Genomic DNA, 22,635 nt, shown 5'->3' with positions numbered 1-22,635 from the left:
CTCACCTCGTCCCAAGTATCGCTTCGGAAGCGGCCTGTTTTCCGCCGATTCGCCTTACCAGAATGAGACTGCTTGCCAGCAGCACGAATGCGCCGAACAGATACGGCAGATCAAGATGAATATCGAACAGAATTCCGGCCAGCAGCGGACCGAATATTGTACCGAGGCTCGTATAGGCGTTGTTCATTCCCGCCACGAAGCCTTGATCCTCTCCGGCCGCCTTGGACAGCAGCGTATTCATCGTCGGACGCAAAATATTGTTGAACGTAAAAAACAGCATCGTGACGAACATGACATAAAAATAGTTGCCCGATAGCAGTAAACACGCCAGCGTAACGGCCGACAGCGTCAGCATCGCGCCGATAATTCTTTTCTCGCCGAATCGCCGGCATATCCGGTCCGTCAGCAAGATCTGGTTTACCGTGCCGATCAGCGAGCACAGCGTGAGCAAAATCGCGATCTCGCCCGTGCTGAAGCCGTAAGCTTGAACGACGTAAAGCGGGAAGATCGCCTCGAAGTGCGTCAAACCGAAGGTCATCGCGAACACGATCAGCAGCAAAACGAAATACCGCGAGCGTACGGACAGCACGATCTGGCGAAACAGATTGGCTTTCTTCTCTTGCATTCGCTGTCGTAGCCGGCGAATTTCGGGACTAAGCGATTCCGGCAGCAGCGCCAGACTGCAGAGCATAGCGAGCAATCCTACGGTCGCAGATGCATAGAACGGCGTCTTCAGGCCCAGTTCGGCCAGCAGTCCGCCGACTCCCGGTCCGATAATAAAGCCCGACGTCATCGCCGCCCCCGACCAGGACATCGCCTTGCCGCGCTGCTCGTCTGTCGTAATATCGGCGGCATACGCGATAATGGCGGGAATTAACGCGGCCGAACCGACTCCGCCGATCAGCCTCGATACGAACAAGAGAGAAATATCCCAAGCTAGAGCGGCCAGCAGGTTGGATATCGAGAACAGAATCAGTCCGACTATAATGAGCGGTTTGCGGCCATAGCGGTCGGCCAGATTGCCGGCCATCGGCGAGAATAGAAACTGCGTCAGACCAAAGCACGATACGAGATAACCCGCAGCCTGTCCTCCGGCTTCGAACAGCTCGAGCAGCTCCGGCAAAATCGGAATGACGAGCCCCATACTTAAATTCGCGAGAAACATGTTGAGCAGCAATAACGGAAATGCAGATTTGAATTTCATTAACGATCTCCTTAACAGGAAGCTCATTTCAATCCGATAGGGATGGCTTTGTCGGCTTCAAATAGGTTGTTCAACTTACGGTCCATAATTACATTGTAGGCTTTCGGGATATTGCCATCATCGTATAGCCAGACTAAAAAGTACGTGTTTCAATTAGGCACCTTGCACAATTTCTCCAGTTGGTCAGTGCTGACTGGGATTGATCTGCTGCAAGGGATGCTGAAAAGCGCAAGGTGATGATGGATTTGGATGATGTGGCGCGCCTCTGCGATTTTGGCGCTGGACCGGATCAAAGCATGAAAAATCGAGGGAGTGAAGCTGAAGATTCGACAGGACTTCTTCGACGATCCTGTCACTGGCAGCATCATGTGCAAGTACATTTAAGCAGTCCTTATGCGACTTGCATAATTTAAGTGTGACACCAACTACTCATCGTCGTGCACATTGGAGCTGGGTGAAAATGGAAAAGGGGAAATGATCTGCTTCCGTAGATTTACTTAGGCCGCCTAGCAGGAGAGTATCTGCTATTTTCGCTGGCGAAGCAAAGCGTTCGGAGAAGGGCTTTGCCGCCGGCCCCGGCAAAGCCCTTCCATTTCTCCCTATCATGGAGTCATCTCTTCTCCAACGCCCCGGCCACTAGCTCTCCTCCGAACAGCACCGCTTTGCGCTCCGCTCTCCGCGCCACCGCTTCCGCGGAGCAGCTCGCCTGTACAAGCACAACGTCGGCCGCATCGCCGGGTGCGGGCCAGACGCGGCGTCCTTCGGCGTCGAGCGGCGTTACGCCCCCGGTAATATAGCCGAGCGATTGCGCCAGCGAACGCTCGTCCACAAACCGGTACAGCTCGGCCAGACGACCCGCTTTCTCCAAGCAGTCCCCGATGCCGAACGGCGACCAGTGGTCGGTAATGCTATCGTTGCCAAGCCCGATGGCGACGCCCTTGGCATGCATCATCGGCAGCGGCATAATCAAGCCCCCGAACGGCACGGTAGACGTAATCGAGATGCCGAGCTCGGCGAAACGTCCCGCCAGTTCGGCGGCGGCCGCAGCATCCCCGGCGAAGGCGAACGCGTGGCTGACCGTCACTCGGCCCTGCCAGCCGGCCTGCTCGGTCAGCTCGGCAACTCGTCTCATCGTCGCGAGTCCGGCGTCGCCCCCGTCGTGGACATGAATATCCACGCCCGAGTCCGCTTCGATCGCGATGTCCATCACCGTCTGCAGCGAGCGATCGATGTCGCCGTCGACGGTCGCCGGATCTACTGCGCCGACATGCGTCGCGCCTTGACGCATCGCTTCGCGAACAAGCTCTACCGCATCGGAGCGAAGCAGACCGTGCTGGGGAAAGGCGACGACCTCATGCGACAGCTTGCCGGAATACGTATCCAGCGCCCGCATGGCGGCCTCCATGTTCCGCAGCCCGACGACCGGATCGATGTTGCAGTGCGTCCGAACATGCGTCGAGCCGAAGCCGAGCAGCATCTCCAGCATTTTCTCCGCCCGCTGCTGTGCGGTCGGCAGCAGCTTCGGCAGCAGCTCCCGCTCCTCTTCGATTCTTCCGAATACGCCGTTCGCAGGCCTGACCGCCTTCCAAGGCCCGCCGTAATAGGTCTTGTCGATGTGGATGTGCATTTCTCTAAAAGCGGGCAGCAGCAGCAGTCCCGCCGCATCGCGCCGCGGCAGCCCGTCCTCGGGAAGCTCGCCGAAGGCGACGGAAGCTATTCGCCCGTCCTCGATGCGGATATGGTGCAGCTGCGCATCCGTGCCCACGATATCGCCGTCCTCGTAGCGGTAACCGGTTTCCAGCAAAACGTTCACAAGCCAATAGGAGGATTTGTTCATAAAGACGTCCTTTCCAGCGCTCCCGCTACTATCGTTCCCCGATGCATGACGGCAGGCCGCTTGGCCCTGCGGGCCACCGTCTCGGCCGAACAGCTCGCCTCCGCGAACACGAAGCTCGCCTCGTCCCCGAGCTTCGGCCAAACTGGTTGGCCGTCCTTATCCAGCGGCGTGACTCCCCCCGTAATAAAGCCCAAAGCTTCGGCCAGCTCTTGTTCCGTTTTGCGGCCGAAGCGCTCGGCCAATCGCCCCGCCCGCTCCAGCACGTCTCCGTTGCCGAACGGCGACCATGAATCGAAAATATTGTCGCAGCCGACCGCTACATGTACACCGCGGTCGTGAAGGAACGGAACCGGCGGAATCGCACGGCCAAGCGGCACGCTCGTAATAATGGCAATGCCGCTGTTCGCCAGCAGTTGCGCCGTTTCTTCCGCTTCCTCGCCTTGCATATCGGCCAGCGCGAAGGCATGGCTGATTGAAACCCGGCCCTGCCAGCCCGTTTCGTCCGCAAGCTGGGCCAATCTCCGAATCGTGTCCAGACCGATGCGTCCCCCGTCATGCAGATGCAGGTCGACGTCCGCGTTCGCTTCGACGGCAAGCTCCATCATCGTCTGCAGCGACTTTTCCATATCGCCGTCCACTGTATGCGGATCGACCCCGCCGACGAGCCCGCAGCCGCCGCGCAGCGCCTCTCTGACTATTCCCGCGCTTTGCGTACGCAGAAGTCCGTGCTGCGGGAAAGCGACAATCTCGCTCGTCAGCTTGCCTTCGAACGAGGCCAGCGCCTCCTGCACCGCCTCCAGATGACGCAGCCCCGCCTCCGGGTACAAATCGACATGCGTTCGAACGTGCGTCGATCCGGCTCGAAGAAGCAATTCGAGCAGCTTCTCCGCCCGCTCCTTCATCGTTGTCCTCAGCGTTGGCAGCGTGCGAGCCTCGATCTCGAATCGTTCGAACAAACTGGCCGCAGGACGAACCGGACGCCAGCGATCGCCCAGCAGCGTTTTGTCCAGATGGCAATGCTTCTCGATAAAAGGCGGCAGCGCCAGCAAGCCGCGAGCGTCGAGCTGCGGCAGTCCGTCGGCATCTCCCGCATCCGACATGCTTGCGATAGCCGTAATTTTGCCGTCCTCGATGCGAAGTCGGAACAACCCGGTTTTCGTCCCCGTTACAGCCCCGCTCTCAACCTCGTGCCCCGTCTCCAGACGTACGTTAAGCAGCCAATAAGCATTGTGCAATGTAGTTAACTCCCCTGCCTGTTCGCGGTTTATCTTGTATACTAACACGAACGGATGCATCTGAAAAATAGTTCTTGCGGAAATGTCCTCTGCAAACAAAAGCGCCGCAAGCGGAATCCGCTTACGGCTCTCGGGCCGTTCCCGCCGTTTCGGGAACGTGATATTGGCGAAATTCGGTGGGCGTCAGACCGATCTGCTTTTTGAACAGAGTGCTGAAGTAGCGGGAGTCGGGGTAACCGACCTTGTTTGCGATCTCGTACACCTTGTTCCTCTCGTCCATGAGCAGCTCCGCCGCCTTCTTGATCCTGTAGGTCGTGCAAAATTCGAGGAACGTATAGGAGGTTTTGCTCTTAAACAGCTTGCTCAAGTAGCTTTCGCTGATATGCAGATGGTCGGCGATGCTTCGGAGCGAGAAATTGCGCTCCAGGTTCGCCTCGATGTACGCGATCGCCTCGGCCAAATATCGATCGTTCGGCTTCGCGCCTCCGACGGGAGCCAGCTTGCCGGGCAAGCCGACGCTTTCCGCCGAGCGCTCTCGCAGCGCCAGGTCGTATTTCCGCTTCCGGCCGATCGCTTCCACCGTCTTCGCCAGCACGGCGTCCAGCTCCGCGTCGTCGATCGGCTTCAGAATAAAGCCCTGCGCCCCGAGATCGACGGCCGCCTTGGCATATTTGAAGTCGCTGAAGCCGGTAATTAGAATAAATTCCGTGTCGCTCGTCTCCCGAACTTTGCGCATCATCTCGATGCCGTCCATGCCCGGCATCCGGATGTCGGTGATGACGATGTCCGGACGCAGCTTGCCGATCAATCTGGCGCCCTCCAATCCGTCGCCCACCTCTCCGATCACCTCGCAGCCGTAGTCGTGCCACGGCGTCGTCATGACCAGGCCTTTGCGCAGCAGCTGTTCGTCCTCGACGACCATGATTTTGATCATGCGGTCTCCTCCTTCCGGCGATACGGAATTCGCAGCGATACGCGAGTGCCAATCCCGGATTCGCTGTCGATATCAAGCCCGTAGGCTTCCCCATAATAGAGCCGAATCCGGTTATGCACGTTATTGATTCCGATGCCGCCTTGATGCGTTCCTCCGCGAATGGCGGCTAACGTCTCCTCGCTCATGCCGATACCGTTATCCTTGATCTCGACTTCAAGCTCGTCCCCGCTTCTTCGGCAGACGATACTCAAATCCACGTTGCCGACCTTATTCTCGAAGCCGTGCACGATGGCGTTCTCGACGAGCGGATGAAGCAGGAGACGGGGAATCGTGGCGTCCAGCGCCTCTTGGTCGATGCGGATCTCCATGCTCAGGCGGTCTGCGAACCGGATGCGCTGGATGTACAGATAATGCTCGATCAGCTCCATTTCCGCGCCCAGCGTCGTCTCCTCGTCGTCCACATGAATCATCCCCCGCAGCAGTCTGGCAAGCTGCACGACGATGCCTCCGATCTCCTTCGTCTGGTTCATCTTCGCATTCCATTTAATCAGATCGAGCGTGTTATAGATAAAATGGGGATTCAGCTGCGCCTGCAGCGCCTTGATCTCGGCGATGCGAAGCCGCCTCTGCTCATCCTTGGCGCTGGCGATCAAATCCTTGATCTGCGTCGCCATGGCGTTAAAGCCGCTGGCCACGATGCCGAATTCGTCGACGCGCCGCGACTCGATCCGAACCGCGAGATCGCCCATCGAGATGCGTTTCATCGAATGCGCGAGCTCGAAGATCGGCTTGGATACGTATTTCGACAGCTTGTAGGCACACCATAAACAGATAACGAAGCTGACTGCGGCTGCGACGGCGAACAGCGTCTGAATGAACCCCATGCTCTGCTCCACGATGGCGCCGGGAGAATAGCCGTAGACGGACAATCCGAGCTTCTTCGAGGCTACGACCTGAAGCAGGTCTCCGCTCCCGATCTCCGCGGGATCCCGTTCCAGCGTTCCTTCCCGCTCGGGCTGCTTCGTATGGATCACCGTGTAGGCATGCCCGTCCAGCACGACGAAATCCATGGCGAACGGAGCGTCGTAAGCGCTTACGCTATCGGCGATCAAAGATCGGGGAAAATCTACGATCAGGTAGCCGAGCAGTTCGCCGGAGGCCGAATGAACCGTTTGCACGAGGCTGAGCACGACTTTGTCGCCCTGAAGGCTTTCGTAAGCATGCGGATATGCCCGTATCTCCCCCTCCGCCTCGTGGGCGGTGCGGAAGATGCCCCACCCGCGGTATTTGACCGGATTGTAGATCGACGGCAGCTCGCGGGTCGAATAGCGGGCGCTGCCGTCGGAGTTGATCAGGTAAATAGCCGCTTTGTTTTTCTTGCCCGCCAGCAGCAGGTGCATGCGCTGCTCGACGTTTTTCTTCAGCTCGGCGTTCCCGCCCAGCAGCGCCTGCCGCACCTCCGGCAGCTCGCCGATCGTATTCATAATGCCGTCGTATTCCTCCGCTAGCGCGTCGAACCTTTCCGCCGCCCCCGCCACTTTGTCGTGCAGCTGCTGGCGGTACTGTTCGAGAAAAAAGCGCTTCGAGAAGCCGTACGTCATCGATCCGATGATGAGCAGCGGGATGACGCCGACCAGGACGAAAAAAATCAGCAGCTTGTTGTAAAAGCTTAACTTTCTGCGCATGCGGATGATCTCCTTAGGCGATTCTAGGCTGCTTAACGCAACGGTCGTCCGCTTCTTCTTCCATAGGAAGAGGATAACGCATCCGCAAGAAGGGACGCAACCGTTAACGTCTGGCAGCGATTCGCCGGAGCGATTACCCGGCTGCTCGAACCAGCCTTGTCAGCTCGTCGTGAACATGTCCGTTCGTTGCGATCAGAGCCGTCTTGTCCAGCGCTTCGGGCAGCGGCTTGCCCTCCCAGTCCGTTGCCCGTCCCCCGGCCTCCTCGAGCAGAATCAGGCCAGCCGCCACGTCCCACACGTTCAGATCGACCTCGAAGTAGCCGTCGATTCTTCCGGCCGCTACGTAGGCCAAATCGAGAGAAGCCGGTCCTTTGCGCTTGAGGTCCTGGCATTCGGCGAATACTTTTTCGGCGGCGCGGAACATTCTGGGGGCGGACACCCGCCTCTCGTACGGAAACCCGAACCCGAAAATGCAATCCCCGAGCGCGGCGTTGCGCGATACGGACAACCGCTCTCCGTTCAGCCAAGCTCCCGCGCCGGACAGCGCGGTGAACAACTCTCCGTTAAACGGATTGTAGACGATGCCGAAGCGTCTCTCCTGCCCCACGTACGCGACGGAAATCGCGACGTGCGGGTACCCGTGGATCAGATTGGTCGTGCCGTCGATCGGATCGAGAATCCACTTCGCCTTCCGTGTCGCATAATCGTTCGTCTCGTTCTCCTCGGAGATGAACTCGGCTTCCGCATCCAGCTCGTTTAACGCCCCGTTAAGCTCCCGCTGAACGGCCAAGTCGATATTCGTGACATAGTTGGCGAACCCTTTTTCCTCGACGCTAAGCTCCTTGCTTCCGCCGCGAACGATTTCGCCGACCTCACGCACGCAGGCAATCGTCTTCTCCATTAACTCTTCCATCGTTTCGTCTCCCTTCGGTGTCCCATCCTGCTTCTACATCATAACGCTTCTGCCGCCGGAAAATTTATTGAAAATGAGCAGCGAGACGACCGTCGCCACCGACAGAATCGAAGCCAGCGCTGCCGCCGTGCCGAAGCTGTCCTTGAAAATTTCCGTGAAGATCGCCACCGAGATCGTGCCCGTCTTGCCGGAGAACAAGATCAGCGTGGAGCTGAGTTCGTTGATTGTCTGCACCCAGCTGAGAATGGCTCCGGAGAACAGCCCGGGAAGCATCAGCACCGCGGTTGTCTTGAAAAACGTGCGCATCGGCGGCACGCCAAGGCTGATCGAGGCTTCCTCGATGCTTGGATCGATCTGGTACAAAATCGCCGTGCTTGATCTCAAAATAAACGGCAGCTTGCGGATGACGTAAGACACGATAATGATCGTTGCCGTTCCGGTCAGAATAAGCGGCGCCTTGTTGAAGGCGGTGATTAGCCCGATCCCGAGCACGGAGCCGGGAATGACGTAAGGGAACATCGCCAGCGAGTCGAGCAGCGACGACAGCAGCGACCTTCTGCGGACGACGACGTAGCTCAGCAGCAGGCCGACGACGACCATAATGACGATGGCGATGCTGGCAAAGTAGAACGTATTGGCGATATTCTTCGACAGCTTAAAGCCGATCGCCTTGTAGCTGTCCAGACTGAAGCCGCTTACGAACAGCGGACCGCGCGTCTTGATGAAGGACGTGATAAACACGACGATCTGCGGCGTGACCGCAAGCAGCGACACCGCGAAGGCGATCGCCGTGAGCAGCGAGCGCTTGCCCAGCTTCAGCTTCTGAACGGCGGGCGGGCGCAGGGCGCTCATTCGGTAGTTTTTGCGCGAGACGATATACTTCTGGACGAACAGCACGAGCAGCGCGCACAGGACGATAACGGTGCTCAGCGTGCTGGCCAGATAGACATCGCCCCCGATGTCGCTCATGAACTCCTCGTAGACGACGACGGGCAGCACCTTGTAGCCTTCGGCAATGAGCAGCGGAGTGCCGAAATCGGCGAGCGAGGTCATGAACACGACGATAGCGCCCGCGCTTATAGACGGTACGATGACCGGGAACGTTAGCGTCAGCAGCTTGCGGATGCGGGACATGCCGAGGTTCTCGGCCGCTTCCTCCAGCGAGCTGTCCATGTTGGAGAGCGCGCCGGAAACGTACATGTAGACGAACGGGAACAGCTTCAGCGTGAACACGAGAATCATCCCTTGAAAGCCGTAGATCGTCGGAAGCACGATGCCGATTTTCTCGAACAGCTTCGTCACGAAGCCGCTGCGCCCAAGCAGCAAAATCCATGAATACGCGCCGATGAACGGCGGGGACAACAGGCTCAGCACGATCATAATATTGATAATCGATTTGCCCCATACATTAAATCTCGTCATGATGTAAGCGAGCGGCACGCCGATCAGCGTCGCCAGCACCGTCGTCAGCGCCGATACCGTCAAGCTGTGTTTAAGTGTGTTGAAGTAGTAGGGCGTCGTGAAAAAGTCGATGAAGTTCACGAAGCTCGGCCGGTGCGTCTCCGGGTGATAGAAGCTCTTCAGGAACAGCGAGGAGAACGGATAGACGAGAAACACGATCATCAGCGCCAACAGCGACGCGCTGACGATGATCCAGAACGACGGCTTCCGCCATCTTCTACGCGCCCCGCCCTGTCCGATTCCCGGTCCCGTCGCAGGGATGCTCATACGATCGCCTCCCCCTCGCCGTGGCGATACAGATGAAGCTTGCCGAGGTTGAAGCGAACGCCGACCCGGTCGCCGACGGCCCGCAGTACGGCGGTGTCCTTGGCGTATTCGTTCACCTCGACGGTTTGTCCGCCGCCCAGCTCGATCTCGTAGCTGATGAAGTCGCCGAGGAATGTGACAAGCGCAACGCGTCCTTGCGGCTCGCCTTCTCCCGGCTCGGTCAGATGAATATCCTCCGGACGAACGGCGAGACGGACATCGCCGGTCGTCGTCTTCCTGGCGCCGACGGGGATCGTCCCGACGCCCTTGATGTCGACTGCGACCGGCTTGCCCGGCTCTGCTGTGCCGGTTGTTGCAAAGCCGTCTACAGCGGTCAGGGTGCCGTCCAGGAAATTAGTCGTGCCGATAAAGCCGGCCACGAACGCCGTCGCGGGTTTCGAGTAAATTTCCTGCGGCGTGCCGATCTGCTCGACAATACCTGCGTTCATGACCGCGATCCGGTCGGACATCGCCAGCGCTTCCTCTTGATCGTGCGTCACATATATCGTCGTAATGTTCAGATCTTTCTGAATTTTTTTGATGGCGATGCGCATATCGATTCTCAGCTTGGCGTCCAGATTGCTGAGCGGTTCGTCCATGAGCAGAATCGTCGGATGGATGACAAGCGCCCGCGCCAGCGCGACCCGCTGCTGCTGTCCGCCGCTGAGCTGAGAGGGATCGCGGTCGCGGTACTTCTCGATGTGCATCAGCTTCAGCATATCGCCCACTCTGTCCGCGATTTCCGCTTTCGGCAGCTTGCGCGCCTTCAGCCCGTATGCGACGTTTTTCTGAATCGTCATATGTGGAAAGATGGCGTAGTTCTGGAATACCATCCCGATATTTCGCTGGTAAGCGGGAATCTCGTTCATGACCCGGTCGTCGAACAAAATCTGTCCGTCCTCAATCGAATTGAAGCCCGCAATCATGCGAAGCAGCGTCGTTTTGCCGCAGCCCGACGGACCGAGAATAGTGAAAAATTCGCCTTCCTTAATAGAAAAATCGATGCCGTCTACCGCCGTGTTGTCCCCGTATTTCTTCGTCAGATTGCGGAAGGTTACGCTGTGGCTCATCTGATCACTCCTGTCTCGTTGAGGCGGGAACCGCGAGAGAGTTTCCCTGGTTCCCGCCGCTTGGTGCCTCTGCGTTCAGCCAGTTTCTTGGGCTTATTGGCCGACCACGAATTCCTTCCATTTCTTCGTAATCATTTCTTTGTTGGCGATGGCCCATTCCATGTCGTAATCGATTTTTACGAGCTGGCTGAGCGGAACCATGCCCTTAGGCTCCTGCAAATCCGTCCTCACCGTACGACGGTAAATATCGCCGATATGGGACTGCACTTCCTTGCCCAGCACGAAATCGACGAACTTCTGGGCGTTCTCCATGTTCTTGGCGTTCTTAACGATGCCGAGACCGGACGTCAGCAGCGTATTGCCGTCGGACGGATAGACAATTTCCAGATCCGCTCCGGATTCCATATACTTGAGCGCGCCTTGCTCATACGTCACGCCAACGCTGTATTCGCCGTCCGCGACGCCCTTGAACGTGCCGGAGGAGCTGCTGATCAGCTTGCCGTCCAGGTTGTCGACGAATCGCTTGATCAGATCCATTCCCTGCTCGCGATCCGGCTTGGACAGGATCATGTTCACCACGGCCGTAAACGACGAGCCCGACTTGACCGGATCGGCATGGGCGATTTTGCCTTTCCATTTCGGATCGGTCAAATCCTCCCAGCTCTTCGGAGCTTCCTCTTCCTTCACCAGCTTCGGATTGTAGATGATAACCATCGGCTCTAGGTTAAAGCCGTACCAGGTGTTGTTCGGGCTCTTCGCCTCGGGGATCAGTTTGTCGAGCTCGGTGCTCTTGTACGGCTCGAGCAGATCGTCGACGACCGCATAGCCGTCTACGAAGCCTCCCCATAACACGTCGCCCAACGGATTGTCTTTCTCGGCGCGGATTCTTGCGATCAGCTCGCCCGTGCCGGCACCCACGAGGTTAACCGTGATCCCGGTCTTCTCCTGAAACTCCTTCACGATCGGATCGGACCAGTCCGCCGCGTGGGAATAGTACAGCGTCAGCGAATCGGATTTTCCGCCTTCCTTGCCCTTGCTATCGGAGCCGCAGCCTGCCGTGATCACGCTTCCCGCCAGCAGCAGCGCCATTGCGCCCGCCCATTTTTTTCTCATCCCGATGTCCTCCCTTGTTTGATTTACATGTTCATTGTAAAGCGCTTTCAAGAAGCTCACAACGTAACAATCCGGCACTTTTGTTTGTAAAAACGCACTCTTTCCCGCCTGGGGAACGCCCAGTCGCACTCGCGACCGAGGCCAAAATGGTGCATCCCCCCGCTTGCCCGCTCATAGTGCTGCGTGCAGCGCGACGGTCTATTGCCCGCATACTACCATCGCTTGCTCGCCAATAGTATCGCCACAAGTCCCTTCATCCCCTCGGCAGACGCAAAAAAACCTACCGACCGCAATAAAGCGGTCGGCAGGTCTGGCTTTCCCTGCTCAAGAAACGGCTTTGCCCGTTCTCTTGCAGGTCTTGCTGTCGTTTTTGCAAGTTTGGTATACACCCATAAAATCGAGGCGGTGATCGGTCACCTTAAAGCCGTATTCGTTAGCGACACGTTGCTCCAGCTCGAGCAGCCAATCGTCCTGAATTTCCTCCAGCGCCCCGCATACCCTGCATACGAGATGGTGATGCATATGATCGTGCCCCTCCTGACGAAGGTCGAAACGGGCGACCCCGTCTCCGAAGTTCATCTTCTGCACAATGTTCAATTCCGCGAGCAGTTCCAAAGTCCGGTATACCGTTGCCAACCCGATCTCCGGAAACTTCTGTCGCACGAGCATAAACACATCTTCGGCGCTCAAATGATCTCTCTCGTTCTCCAGCAGCACCTTCAAAGTAATTTCGCGCTGCGGCGTCAGTTTATATCCGTTCACGGTCAATTGCCGATTGATTTTGTCGATTTGCTCTACGATATCCATCCTATGGACACCTCCGCTTCATTAGAGTCGTATTTATCGTCACTTTTTTATAATAGCGAAATCGGGCGAAAAAATCAAAGAAATTGACGCCATTTTCCATAAACACATCGTTATATGATTATAAACCTCCGCCTCGCGACCGACGATTGACGACAACGTAAAAACCTGCCTAGCCGTAAATGAACGGCTGGCAGGTCTGTCAAGACGCGAACTATTGGCCCCTGGCGGCCTTGAAGGCTTGCACATACTGAGCGGCGCGCGCGGCGATCAGGCTTAAGTCGCCTTTCTTCGCGGCCTCGTTCGTCAGGTCCGATCCGATGCCGACGGCAATGGCGCCCGCCGCGATCCATTCGCCGATATTGTCGAGCGTAACTCCCCCCGTCGGCATAATGTTTGCCTGCGGCAGCGGTCCTTTGATCGCCTTGATCGCCGACGGAGTCGTGCTTGGGAACAGCTTGACGATATCGACTCCAAGCTCCAGCGCCTCCTGAATTTCCTTGATCGTCATGACGCCGGGCATTACCGGAATCCGATAGCGATTGCACAGCGCGACGGTCGCCGGATTAAGCGAAGGCCCTACGACGAATTCGGACCCGCTTAGAATGGCGGCTCGCGCCGTCTCCGGGTCGAGCACCGTGCCGACGCCGATGATCGCGAACTTGTCCGGATCGTTCGCCGTGCTGGAATATTTTGCGGCCAGCTTCTCGATCGCTTTGAGCGCCGAGGGCACCGTCATCGTAATCTCGATTGCCTTGATTCCGCCTGCAATCGCTTGTTCCGCCATTTCGGCCACTTCGTTGGCGTCCTTGCCGCGCAGCACGGCGACGACTCCGTGATCGACAATACGCTGAATCGTGTGAATCTTGTTCATCTAATTTGTCCGCCTCTCTTTTATTAAAGTGATTTGAAAAAAAAGTCCATTACATCCCCGAAAAGGGACGGCTTTGCCGGCTTCAGACAGGTACGATTTTGCTACTCGCTTAACGGTCTGTTAGACCGTTAGAGGCGGTCATCCGATCGATTTCACTCGCATAACGGTCTGCCAGACCGTTAGAGGCGGTCATCCGATCGATTTCGCTCGCTTAACGGTCTGCCAGACCGTTAGAGGCGCCCATCTGCTCGATTTCGCTCGCATAACGGTCTGCCAGACCGTTAGTGGCGGTCATCCGATCGATTTCACTCGCATAACGGTCTGCCAGACCGTTAGAGGCGGTCATCCGATCGATTTCGAAATCGATCGGATGACCGCCTCTAACGGTCTGGCAGACCGTTAAGCGAGCGGGCGGGTTTGCGGTGCTTGTGCATCCGAATCGTTTCTTCTCCAACTATTGGAATTTGGAAGATATGCTGGCGATGGATCGTTATCTCGGCGTGGAAGTATATAACGGAGACGGCAATCCGGAATACGATATCGCTTTTGACAAGTGGGATGCAATTCTTTCCACGGGCTACCGGGTATGGGGCTTCGGCAACGACGATTCCCACGTATACGGACAAGAGAAACGCGCCTGGAATGTCGTCATGGCGGAAGAAAACACGACAGAAGCGATCATTCGCGCGATCAATGCCGGCAACTTTTACGTCTCGACGGGATACGGCTTTGAAGGCATCCGGGTCGAAGGCAATACGATCGTAGCGGATCTGCGCTCGAACGAGCTGCTCGACAAAATGTACAAATATGTGACGTTCTTCGGCAAAGACGGCAAAGTGCTCAAGGAGTCGACCGGCCGGATTTCGCAGGCGCAGTACGAATGCCAAGGCGATGAAGGATACGTACGCGTGGCGGTGTATTTGGAAGGCGGATATTCCGCATTTTCTCAACCGCTATTCGTGGAAAAGGAATGATTTAGTAGGAAGTTGGAAGGAGTTGGCGGCTACTTCGGCGAATTATGTCAGTTGGATGCTTTTTTAGTTTGCGACGAGGTGAATGAGATGCAGGTTAAGATCAAAGATGTGGCCAAGATGGCAGGCGTATCTGTGACGACCGTGTCCAGAGTGTTGAACGGAGAGAAATACGTTAAAGACGATCTCAAAGCGAAAGTGAACCGAGTCATCGAAGAATTGGGATACGCTCCGAGTCAAATCGCCCGCAGCTTGGTGCGCAAAAAGACGAACCTCATCGGAGTCATCGTGCCCGACTTGACATCCAGCTTTTATTCGACGATTTTGAGCAGCATCGAGGAACGTGCGAGCGCCAATGAATACCATCTGCTTGTCTGCAACATCAGCGAGGACATCGACAAAGAGTACAAGTATTTAAACGTGTTCCAGGAAATGCGCGTCGAAGGCATCATCATTATGCATGAGAAAATAAACGAGCAAATCCGCGCGTTCATTCATAAAATCAAGACGCCAGTCATTTTCTCCAGCGTTAAACCGATGGATCAGAAGTTTATTTCGGTCATCGTCGACGACTATGCCGCCTCTTATGATGCAACGCGTTATTTGATCGAGCAGGGGCACGAGACGATTGGATTTATCGGCGGAGACATGCGGGACGTGACCTCCGGCCAGAATCGGTACAGCGGCTATCGCAATGCGATGTCGGACTTCGGCAAGAAGCTGGTGTTCGAGCATATCCGTTTTGGCGATTACAAGGTTCAGAGCGGCTACGACCAGATGAAGGAAATGTTGAGCGCGGGCAGTCCGCCTTCGGCGGTATTCGCGGTCAGCGACGACATGGCGGTCGGCGCCATCAACTGCATTCGGGATCATAATCTGCGAGTGCCGGAAGATATTGCGATCATTGGTTTCGACGGAAGCCAATTGACCGAGCTTGTCCGTCCAACGCTGACTTCGATGGAGCAACCGATTCACCAGATGGGCAGGGTGACGATGGACGTGCTGCTCAAGTTGATTGCCGGCGATACGCCTCCGGACGGAGACGTTGTGCTCGAGCATCGCCTGGTCGTTCGGGAGAGCTCGCGCAGCCAGGAACGGCAAGCGGACGAAATAACAGGATTGGAACAGGAATAAGCAAGCCAATGGGGAAGTGACAACTGTGAAATCATATGACGCAATCGTTATCGGCGATGCGAACATCGATCTGGTCGTTGCGGGGTGCGAGGAAATTCCCGGCCCCGGCCAGGAAGTATTCGTTCCCAACATGACGTTGCATGTCGGCGGGGGAGCGGCTTTGTTCAGCTTGGCGCTGGCCAAGCTCGGATTAAAAATCGCATTTAACGGGATTCTTGGAGAAGATGGTTTCGGGCAATATGTCCGGAGTCAATTTTCTCGTTATGGAATCGATACCAGATATATTCGTACCAGCAAAAAGAACAATACCGGCATCTCCATCGCGATCAATCCAGAGAAGGATCGCTCTTTTATTTCTTATGCCGGCACCAACGCGGAGATGAGCCTGATGGAGCTGGATATGGACAGCGTTGCCGCCGGTCGCCACGTTCATCTGACCGGATATCGTGGAAGCCAAAACCATCGGGATTACATGGAGATGACCCGGAAACTCAAGGCGCTGGGCGTGACGACCTCAATCGACGTAGGCTGGGATGACACCGGGGAGTGGTATAACGGCATTTTCGAGCTGATGGGCGAGGTGGACGTCTTTTTCATGAATGAAGTGGAGGCTATGAACTACACGGGCTGTTCCACTATAGAGGATTGTCTGCAGGTGCTGACTCGGCACAGCCGCCATATTGTGCTTAAGCTCGGCTCCAAGGGCGCCGTTGCGGCAGTCGCCGGATCGACGACGTACCGCTCCAGCTTTCCGGTAACTGTAAGGGATACGACGGGAGCGGGGGATTCGTTCAACGCCGGCTACATTTACGGCTTTCTGTCCGGACGCAGCGCAGCGCAAAGTCTGCTGTACGCCAACGGCTGCGGGGCGATGTCGGTCAGCCAGTACGGAGGCAATACGGGAACGTCGGACGGGGCTTCGCTGGAAAAGTTCATTGCGGAGAAAATCGGGCATACGACGGACAGCTGGGAAGCTGTGAGTTAACGGGACGGTTTGCAGACGCGAAAGTGAAGTGCAGGCGGTCAAGAGGGATGAGCGTCGACAGGGGAAGCACGAGCGCCGAGGAGGAGAAAAATGAGCTTGAAATTTAATGGGGACGGCAAATTCAAAATTGTCCAATTTACGGATATGCATTTCGGGGACGACAAGGAGGAGGACCGGATCAGCGACGGCAAGACGGCTGATCTCGTCCAACGGATCATCGCTTCGGAGAAGCCGGATTTGATCGTGCTGACCGGCGATATGATCTGGAGCCACGGCGTTCCCGATCCTAAGGCGAGCTTTCGCCGGGCGCTCGCGCCGGTTGTCGCCTCCGGGCTTCCTTGGGCGGCCGTATTCGGCAATCATGACGCCGAAGCGCGCGTGACTCACGAAGAGTTGCTGGCCATTCAGCAGGAAAATGACAAATGCCTTTCCGTTGCCGGCCCTGCTGACATCCATGGGACCGGCAATTATGTATTAACGGTGCAAGGAAGCGAAGGCGAAGCGGCTGTGGCTGCGGCTCTTTACTTCTTCGATTCCGGCATTAACGCTCCTGAGCCGATCGGCGGATACGCCTGGATTCACACCGACCAGGTGAATTGGTATACGCAGCAGGCTCGACAATTGGCGGAACGGGCCGGAACGGGAATCGGGCCCGAGGCGAGGGCTGCGACAGGATCGGCGGCAGTGGCAGGATTGGAGATAGTGGAAGGGCCGGAGGCAACGACAGGGTCGGGGACAGCTGTAGACGTAGGGGCAGTTTCAGTGGGAGTTTCAGGGATTGTCTCAGGGGCAGTTTCAAAGGCTGTCTCAGCGGCACCGCTGCCGGCGCTCGCTTTTTTCCACATTCCCGTGCCGGAGTACGATGAGGTGTGGGAGGCCGGACTGGCAACGGGCACGAAGGAAGAGCGGGTCGAATGTCCGAAAATCAACACCGGCTTGTTTGGCGCCATGGTGCAGATGGGCGATGTGATGGGGACCTTCGTCGGCCACGATCACGACAACGATTATTGCGGCACGCTTCACGGAATTCGCCTCTGTTACGGTCGCGTAACGGGCTACAACTGCTACGGCAAGCTGCAGCGCGGCGCTCGCGTGATTCAACTGACGGAAGGGCGCCGCGATTTCGAGACCTGGATCGTCGAAGCGGACGGAGGGATCGTGCGATGAACTTCGAGCTGATCGCTGCAAGCGCTGCGGGTGTCGGGAGCGGAACCGGTGGGAACGGCGATACTGTGGGAGTCGACACGCTGATCGTTCCCGTGTTTGCGGAAAGTCTTCAGCGGATGCCAGAGGGGCTGGCTTCTTCCAAGCTGCTGCCTCGTATGGCGGACAGACATGCGACGACCTGGCTCTATGGTGCGGAAGGTCGGCCCGACGTTCTGCTCGTCGGCTTAGGCGAAGCGGTCAAGTACGGTCTGCATGTGCTGCGGGATGCCGCAGGAGAGGCGGGCCGCGCGCTGGTTCGCGAGAATCGGCTAACGGCCGTCTTGACGTTTGCGGGGCTGACTGCAGGGCGACCTTCTTGCGATGGAGGAACGGATGAGGTAGAGGCGTGGGTAGAAGGAACGCTGCTCGGCGTTTATTCGTTCGACAAGTATAAGAAGGACGCCAAGGCCCGCGCGGCTGCGACGATCCGGCTTGCTGTCGGCGACGACGCAGCGCTTAGGGAAGCGATTCGTATCGGGAGCATACGGGCGGAGAGCACGATTTGGGCGCGCGATCTGATCAACGAGCCGCCGAACCGTCTTCGTCCACTCGACCTGGCGGCAAGGGTGAAGGAGCGTTTTACCGATACTGAGGCGCAAGTGACTCTGTACGAAGGCGAGCAATTGGAACAAATGGGCTTCGCAGGAGTGACAGCCGTAGGCAAGGGGAGCGAGCATCCACCGGTTTTTATCGAAGTTCGCTACTGCTCCGACTCGTCGAAGCCTTTAGTTGCGTTGGTCGGCAAGGGCATTACCTTCGATACCGGAGGCATCAGTTTGAAGCGCGATCATGATATCAGCGATATGCGGATGGATATGGCGGGAGCAGGGGCGACGTTGGCCGCGCTCGACATTCTTGTCCGCAGCGGTGCATCCGTGAATGCGGCGGTTCTGGTGCCGGCGGCGGAGAACAGCCCTTCGGGTCGCGCGCTGCTGCCCGGAGAGATCATTACTTATGCGAACGGCTTGTCGGTTCAGGTCGGCAACACCGACTCGGAAGGGCGACTCGTTCTGGCTGATGCCTTGATCTACGCTCATCGCATTGGCGCAGAGCAGGCGATCGACGTGGCAACGTTAACCTATTCCGTTGTAGGAGCCCTCGGCTCTAAAGTGGCCGGTATTCTCGGCGACGATGAGCTTGCGCGGGATGTACGGGCAGCGGGCGAGCCATTCGGAGAGCGAGTCTGGCAGCTTCCGCTCATTGACGAATACGAGGCTTATCTAGCCAGCGATTACGCCGATACGAGCAACATCAGCCGGGTAGGCGAGGCGGGCGCGATTACGGCGGCGCTGTTTTTGCGCAAGTTTGTTCATCCCTCCCTCAGATGGGCGCATATCGATATGAGCGGCACGAAGGAAGCTTCGTCGGCCAAAGGACAACACGCCGTCGGCGCAACCGGCTTCGGAGCGCGGATGCTGGCCGAATATGTCTCGAGGATGAAGTAGGCAGCGTGCTGAGCTGGTGGCGGACTGTCTAACGGTCTGGGAGACCGTAAGAGTCGCGGATGAGAGGTCTGCGGACGGTCTAACGGTCTGGGAGACCGTAAGAGTCGCGGATGAGAGGTCTGCGGACGGTCTAACGGTCTGGGAGACCGTAAGAGTCGCGGATGAGAGGTCGGCGGACCGTCTAACGGTCTGGGAGACCGTAAGAGTCGCAGATAAGAGGTCGGCGGACCGTCTAACGGTCTGGGAGACCGTAAGAGTCGCAGATAAGAGGTTGGCGGACTGTCTAACGGTCTGGGAGACCGTAAGAGTCGCGGATGAAAGGTCTGCGGACGGTCTAACGGTCTGGGAGACCGTAAGAAGCGTGGATGAGAGGCTGGCGGACGGTCTGGGAGACCGTAAGAAGCGTGGATGAGAGGTCGGCGGACTGTCTAACGCTCGGGGAAACCGTAACTAGTCCGGCGTTATCTTGTGGAGTTCATCCTCGGTGGCATCCGGCACGCATCAACGATAAATGAAGCGGAAATAAGAAAGGAGACGGACATGAAAACGGTACGATTAACGATGGCGCAAGCGCTGCTTGCTTTTTTAGACAATCAGTATGTGTCGGTAGACGGGCGAGAGAGCAAGTTCGTTCGCGGCGTCATGGGCATCTTCGGGCACGGCAATGTGACGGGGATCGGCGAGGCGCTGGAGCGCGCTCCGGGGGAGCTGCAGTACGTTCAGGGCAAGAACGAGCAGGGTATGGTTCATGCGGCGACGGCGTTCGCCAAACAGAGCAATCGCTTGCAGATCTATGCGTGCACGTCGTCCATCGGCCCCGGCGCGCTTAACATGGTGACGGCAGCGGCAACGGCAACGGTGAACCGAATTCCGGTGCTGCTGCTGCCCGGCGACAACTTCGCTTCGCGGCAACCTGATCCGGTGCTGCAGCAGCTCGAAGTCGCCTCCGATTACACGGTGTCCGCGGCAGATGCATTTAAGCCGGTCAGCCGGTACTGGGACCGGATCGTTCGTCCGGAGCAGCTGATGACGGCTGCACAACAGGCGATGAGAGTGCTGACCGATCCAGCTGATACTGGAGCGGTGACGCTGGCTTTGCCGCAAGACGTGCAGGCGGAAGCGTACGACTACCCGGCTGAATTTTTCGTCAAGCGGGTTCATCGCATCGACCGTCGTCCTCCTTCGAAAGAGGCGCTGCAATTGGCAGCTTCCCTGGTAGCGGAAGCCAAGCGTCCGCTGATCATCGCGGGCGGCGGCGTGCATTATTCGGGCGCGACACAGGAGCTGCGCGAATTCGCGGAGGCGCTGGGCATTCCGGTCGCGGAGACGCAGGCCGGCAAAAGCGCGCTGCCGTGGAATCATCCGCTGAACCTGGGAGCGATCGGCGTGACCGGCTCGCTGTCCGCCAACCTTCTAGCGAAGGAAGCGGATCTGATCATCGGCGTCGGGACGCGCTATTCCGACTTCACAACGTCGTCGAAGTCGGCTTTCCGCTTCGGTGAAACGAAGGTGTTGAGCATTAACGCGAACGGCTCCGATGCCGCCAAACTTGGCGGAACGGCCTTGACCGCCGACGCACGCGAAGGGTTGACGGCGTTGCGTGAGACGCTGACGGCGCAAGGATACCGTACTGCATATGATGCGGGCGTATTAGAATCGCGCAAGCGGGAGTGGGACGCCGAAGTCGACAGGCTGTATGCGGAAGAGCATCCTGACGGGCTATCCCAAACGCGGGCGCTGGGAGTCATTAACGAGACGATCGAACCGTCTTCGGTTGTCGTCTGCGCGGCGGGCAGCCTGCCCGGAGATTTGCACCGCGTATGGCGCTCGTCCGAGCCGAAAACTTATCACATGGAATACGGCTTCTCCTGTATGGGGTACGAGGTCAGCGGCGCATTCGGCGCGGCGCTTGCCGAACCGGAGCGGGAGGTCTATGCGCTTGTCGGCGACGGCGGCTATCTCATGCTGCATTCGGAGCTGGTAACGAGCTTGCAGGAGAACCGGAAAATAACCGTTCTGCTGTTCGATAATCACGGCTTCCAGTGCATTCACAATTTGCAGCGCGGTCACGGCAGCGACGGCTTCGGCAACGAGTTCCGCTATCGCTCGCAGCAGACAGGACGTCTGACCGGCGATTATATGCCGATCGATTTTGCCGCACATGCCCGCAGCCTTGGCGCTAAAGCCTATAAGGTCGGAAATGCCGAGGAGCTGTGTGAGGCGCTGCGGCTGGCGAAAGCCGAGACGATCTCGACGCTGATCGAAATTCCCGTCGTACCGGGAACGAATACGTCCGGTTACGAATCGTGGTGGCGCGTCGACGTTCCCGAGGTATCGGTATCGGATAAAGTGGCGGAAGCGCACGGAGCGATGAAAGCAAAAATCCGGGAAGCGGGACCTTACTGAGCCGGGGGAGGAGCCATTATGAGCTATATTACATTCGACAGTTCCAAGCAGACGGATTTCGTAGCCATTGGCCGACTGTGCATCGACCTGAACGCCAATGAGATTAATCGCCCGATGGAAATGACGTCCACGTTCACCAAATACGTCGGCGGATCGCCGGCCAACATTGCCATTGGCATGGCCCGTCTCGGGATGAAAACCGGCTTTGTCGGCAAGGTGGCCAACGATCAGATGGGACGTTTTATTACCGATTATCTGGAGCGCAACGGCATCTCGACCTCCGGGGTGACGACGGATCGGACCGGAGCGGTGACCGGGCTTGCGTTCACGGAGATCAAGAGTCCGAGCGATTGCAGCATTCTGATGTATCGCGACAATGTCGCCGACCTGAAGCTTCAACCGGAGGAAGTGCCGGAGGAATTGATTGCCGGCGCAAAAATGCTGCTCGTATCCGGCACGGCGCTGGCCGCAAGCCCTTCGCGGGAAGCGGTGTTCCTGGCGATCGACTATGCGCGCAAGCATGGCGTCGCGATTGCTTTCGATATCGATTATCGTCCTTATACGTGGTCGTCGGATGCCGAGACGGCCGTCTATTACAATCTGGTTGCGGAAAAATGCGACATCATCGTCGGCACGAGAGAAGAGTTCGACATGATGGAGCGGTTCGAGCGCAATCCGGAGCGTCTGGACGAGATTACGGCGGCCAAGTGGTTCAACTACGCGGCGAAAATCGTCATCATCAAGCACGGCAAGGAAGGCTCCATCGCCTATACGAAGGATGGCGTGTCCCATCGCGCCGTCAGCTATCCGGCGAAGGTCGTCAAAACGTTCGGCGCCGGCGATTCGTATGCGGCCGGATTCCTGTACGGATTGATGCAGGGCTGGGAGATCGCGCGCTGCATGTCGTTCGGAAGCGCGGCCGCTTGTATCGTCATCTCCAGCCATAGCTGCTCCGACGCGATGCCTAAGGCCGAGCAGGTTCACGATTATATCGCCAGATGCGAACGTGGAGAGATTACCGCTACTTAAATGCACGTATAGAAGAAGAGAGG

At 57.5% G+C, this 22,635-nt stretch carries 20 protein-coding genes; 8 read left to right on the top strand and 12 right to left on the bottom strand.

What is annotated here, in order from left to right; all coding sequences use genetic code 11:
- Window position 1: 1 nt before the first annotated feature.
- The 12 genes from J4772_RS09145 to J4772_RS37315 form a co-directional block, all read right to left on the bottom strand.
- Complete coding sequence (locus tag J4772_RS09145) at window positions 2–1,204, bottom strand: MFS transporter (protein WP_209074986.1); 1,203 nt, start codon at window positions 1,202–1,204, stop codon at window positions 2–4.
- Window positions 1,205–1,814: 610 nt separating this feature from the next.
- Complete coding sequence (locus J4772_RS09140) at window positions 1,815–3,041, bottom strand: amidohydrolase (protein WP_209074985.1); 1,227 nt, start codon at window positions 3,039–3,041, stop codon at window positions 1,815–1,817.
- Window positions 3,038–4,276 (bottom strand): amidohydrolase, encoded by a 1,239-nt coding sequence (locus tag J4772_RS09135; protein ID WP_209074984.1) that lies wholly within the window; start codon window positions 4,274–4,276, stop codon window positions 3,038–3,040. Before J4772_RS09135 ends, J4772_RS09140 begins: the two co-directional genes overlap by 4 nt.
- 121 nt (window positions 4,277–4,397) lie before the next feature.
- The gene (locus tag J4772_RS09130) at window positions 4,398–5,210 is read right to left on the bottom strand and encodes a response regulator transcription factor (RefSeq protein WP_209074983.1); all 813 of its coding nucleotides are present in this window, start codon (window positions 5,208–5,210) and stop codon (window positions 4,398–4,400) included.
- Window positions 5,207–6,895 (bottom strand): cache domain-containing sensor histidine kinase, encoded by a 1,689-nt coding sequence (locus J4772_RS09125; RefSeq protein WP_209074982.1) that lies wholly within the window; start codon window positions 6,893–6,895, stop codon window positions 5,207–5,209. Before J4772_RS09125 ends, J4772_RS09130 begins: the two co-directional genes overlap by 4 nt.
- Window positions 6,896–7,028: 133 nt before the next feature.
- Window positions 7,029–7,808 carry an inositol monophosphatase family protein gene (locus tag J4772_RS09120; protein ID WP_209074981.1) on the bottom strand — a complete coding sequence of 260 codons (780 nt, stop codon included), beginning with the start codon at window positions 7,806–7,808 and terminating at the stop codon, window positions 7,029–7,031.
- A 33-nt stretch (window positions 7,809–7,841) separates the two neighbouring features.
- Entirely contained in the window at window positions 7,842–9,536 is a 1,695-nt protein-coding gene (locus J4772_RS09115) for an ABC transporter permease (RefSeq protein WP_209074980.1), read from the bottom strand.
- Entirely contained in the window at window positions 9,533–10,645 is a 1,113-nt protein-coding gene (locus J4772_RS09110) for an ABC transporter ATP-binding protein (RefSeq protein ID WP_209074979.1), read from the bottom strand. The genes J4772_RS09115 and J4772_RS09110 overlap by 4 nt, the downstream gene beginning before the upstream one ends.
- Window positions 10,646–10,738: 93 nt before the next feature.
- Window positions 10,739–11,758 carry an ABC transporter substrate-binding protein gene (locus tag J4772_RS09105; protein ID WP_209074978.1) on the bottom strand — a complete coding sequence of 340 codons (1,020 nt, stop codon included), beginning with the start codon at window positions 11,756–11,758 and terminating at the stop codon, window positions 10,739–10,741.
- A gap of 324 nt (window positions 11,759–12,082) precedes the next feature.
- A complete protein-coding gene (locus J4772_RS09100; RefSeq protein WP_116058597.1) occupies window positions 12,083–12,565 on the bottom strand; it encodes a ferric iron uptake transcriptional regulator in 483 nt (160 codons plus the stop codon).
- A 211-nt stretch (window positions 12,566–12,776) separates the two neighbouring features.
- Window positions 12,777–13,436 carry a bifunctional 2-keto-4-hydroxyglutarate aldolase/2-keto-3-deoxy-6-phosphogluconate aldolase gene (locus J4772_RS09095; protein ID WP_209074977.1) on the bottom strand — a complete coding sequence of 220 codons (660 nt, stop codon included), beginning with the start codon at window positions 13,434–13,436 and terminating at the stop codon, window positions 12,777–12,779.
- A gap of 211 nt (window positions 13,437–13,647) precedes the next feature.
- Window positions 13,648–13,782: a hypothetical protein gene (locus J4772_RS37315; RefSeq protein WP_256442689.1), complete on the bottom strand. Its 135-nt coding sequence runs from the start codon at window positions 13,780–13,782 to the stop codon at window positions 13,648–13,650.
- Between the two features lie 76 nt (window positions 13,783–13,858).
- On the opposite strand from J4772_RS37315, the gene J4772_RS09090 reads away from it, so the two are divergent.
- The 8 genes from J4772_RS09090 (at window position 13,859) to iolC (ending at window position 22,612) form a co-directional block, all read left to right on the top strand.
- On the top strand, window positions 13,859–14,410 hold the full coding sequence (locus J4772_RS09090) for a CehA/McbA family metallohydrolase domain-containing protein (RefSeq protein ID WP_209074976.1): 552 nt from the start codon (window positions 13,859–13,861) through the stop codon (window positions 14,408–14,410).
- Window positions 14,411–14,497: 87 nt separating this feature from the next.
- Entirely contained in the window at window positions 14,498–15,541 is a 1,044-nt protein-coding gene (locus J4772_RS09085) for a LacI family DNA-binding transcriptional regulator (RefSeq protein ID WP_209074975.1), read from the top strand.
- A 25-nt stretch (window positions 15,542–15,566) separates the two neighbouring features.
- Window positions 15,567–16,526 carry a carbohydrate kinase family protein gene (locus tag J4772_RS09080; RefSeq protein ID WP_116061644.1) on the top strand — a complete coding sequence of 320 codons (960 nt, stop codon included), beginning with the start codon at window positions 15,567–15,569 and terminating at the stop codon, window positions 16,524–16,526.
- 90 nt (window positions 16,527–16,616) lie between these two features.
- Window positions 16,617–17,693 (top strand): metallophosphoesterase family protein, encoded by a 1,077-nt coding sequence (locus J4772_RS09075; RefSeq protein WP_209074974.1) that lies wholly within the window; start codon window positions 16,617–16,619, stop codon window positions 17,691–17,693.
- Window positions 17,690–19,177 carry a leucyl aminopeptidase family protein gene (locus tag J4772_RS09070; RefSeq protein WP_209074973.1) on the top strand — a complete coding sequence of 496 codons (1,488 nt, stop codon included), beginning with the start codon at window positions 17,690–17,692 and terminating at the stop codon, window positions 19,175–19,177. The genes J4772_RS09075 and J4772_RS09070 overlap by 4 nt, the downstream gene beginning before the upstream one ends.
- Before the next feature lie 16 nt (window positions 19,178–19,193).
- Window positions 19,194–19,589 carry a hypothetical protein gene (locus J4772_RS09065; RefSeq protein ID WP_209074972.1) on the top strand — a complete coding sequence of 132 codons (396 nt, stop codon included), beginning with the start codon at window positions 19,194–19,196 and terminating at the stop codon, window positions 19,587–19,589.
- Between the two features lie 128 nt (window positions 19,590–19,717).
- The gene (gene iolD / locus J4772_RS09060) at window positions 19,718–21,583 is read left to right on the top strand and encodes a 3D-(3,5/4)-trihydroxycyclohexane-1,2-dione acylhydrolase (decyclizing) (protein ID WP_209074971.1); all 1,866 of its coding nucleotides are present in this window, start codon (window positions 19,718–19,720) and stop codon (window positions 21,581–21,583) included.
- A gap of 18 nt (window positions 21,584–21,601) precedes the next feature.
- Window positions 21,602–22,612: a 5-dehydro-2-deoxygluconokinase gene (gene iolC / locus J4772_RS09055; RefSeq protein ID WP_209074970.1), complete on the top strand. Its 1,011-nt coding sequence runs from the start codon at window positions 21,602–21,604 to the stop codon at window positions 22,610–22,612.
- Window positions 22,613–22,635 lie beyond the last annotated feature (23 nt).

The organism is Cohnella sp. LGH, from assembly GCF_017671885.1.
GTDB classification, from domain to species: domain Bacteria; phylum Bacillota; class Bacilli; order Paenibacillales; family Paenibacillaceae; genus Cohnella; species Cohnella phaseoli.
Note: the sequence above shows the minus strand (reverse complement) of the source record. Positions and strands in the feature narration are given on the sequence as shown.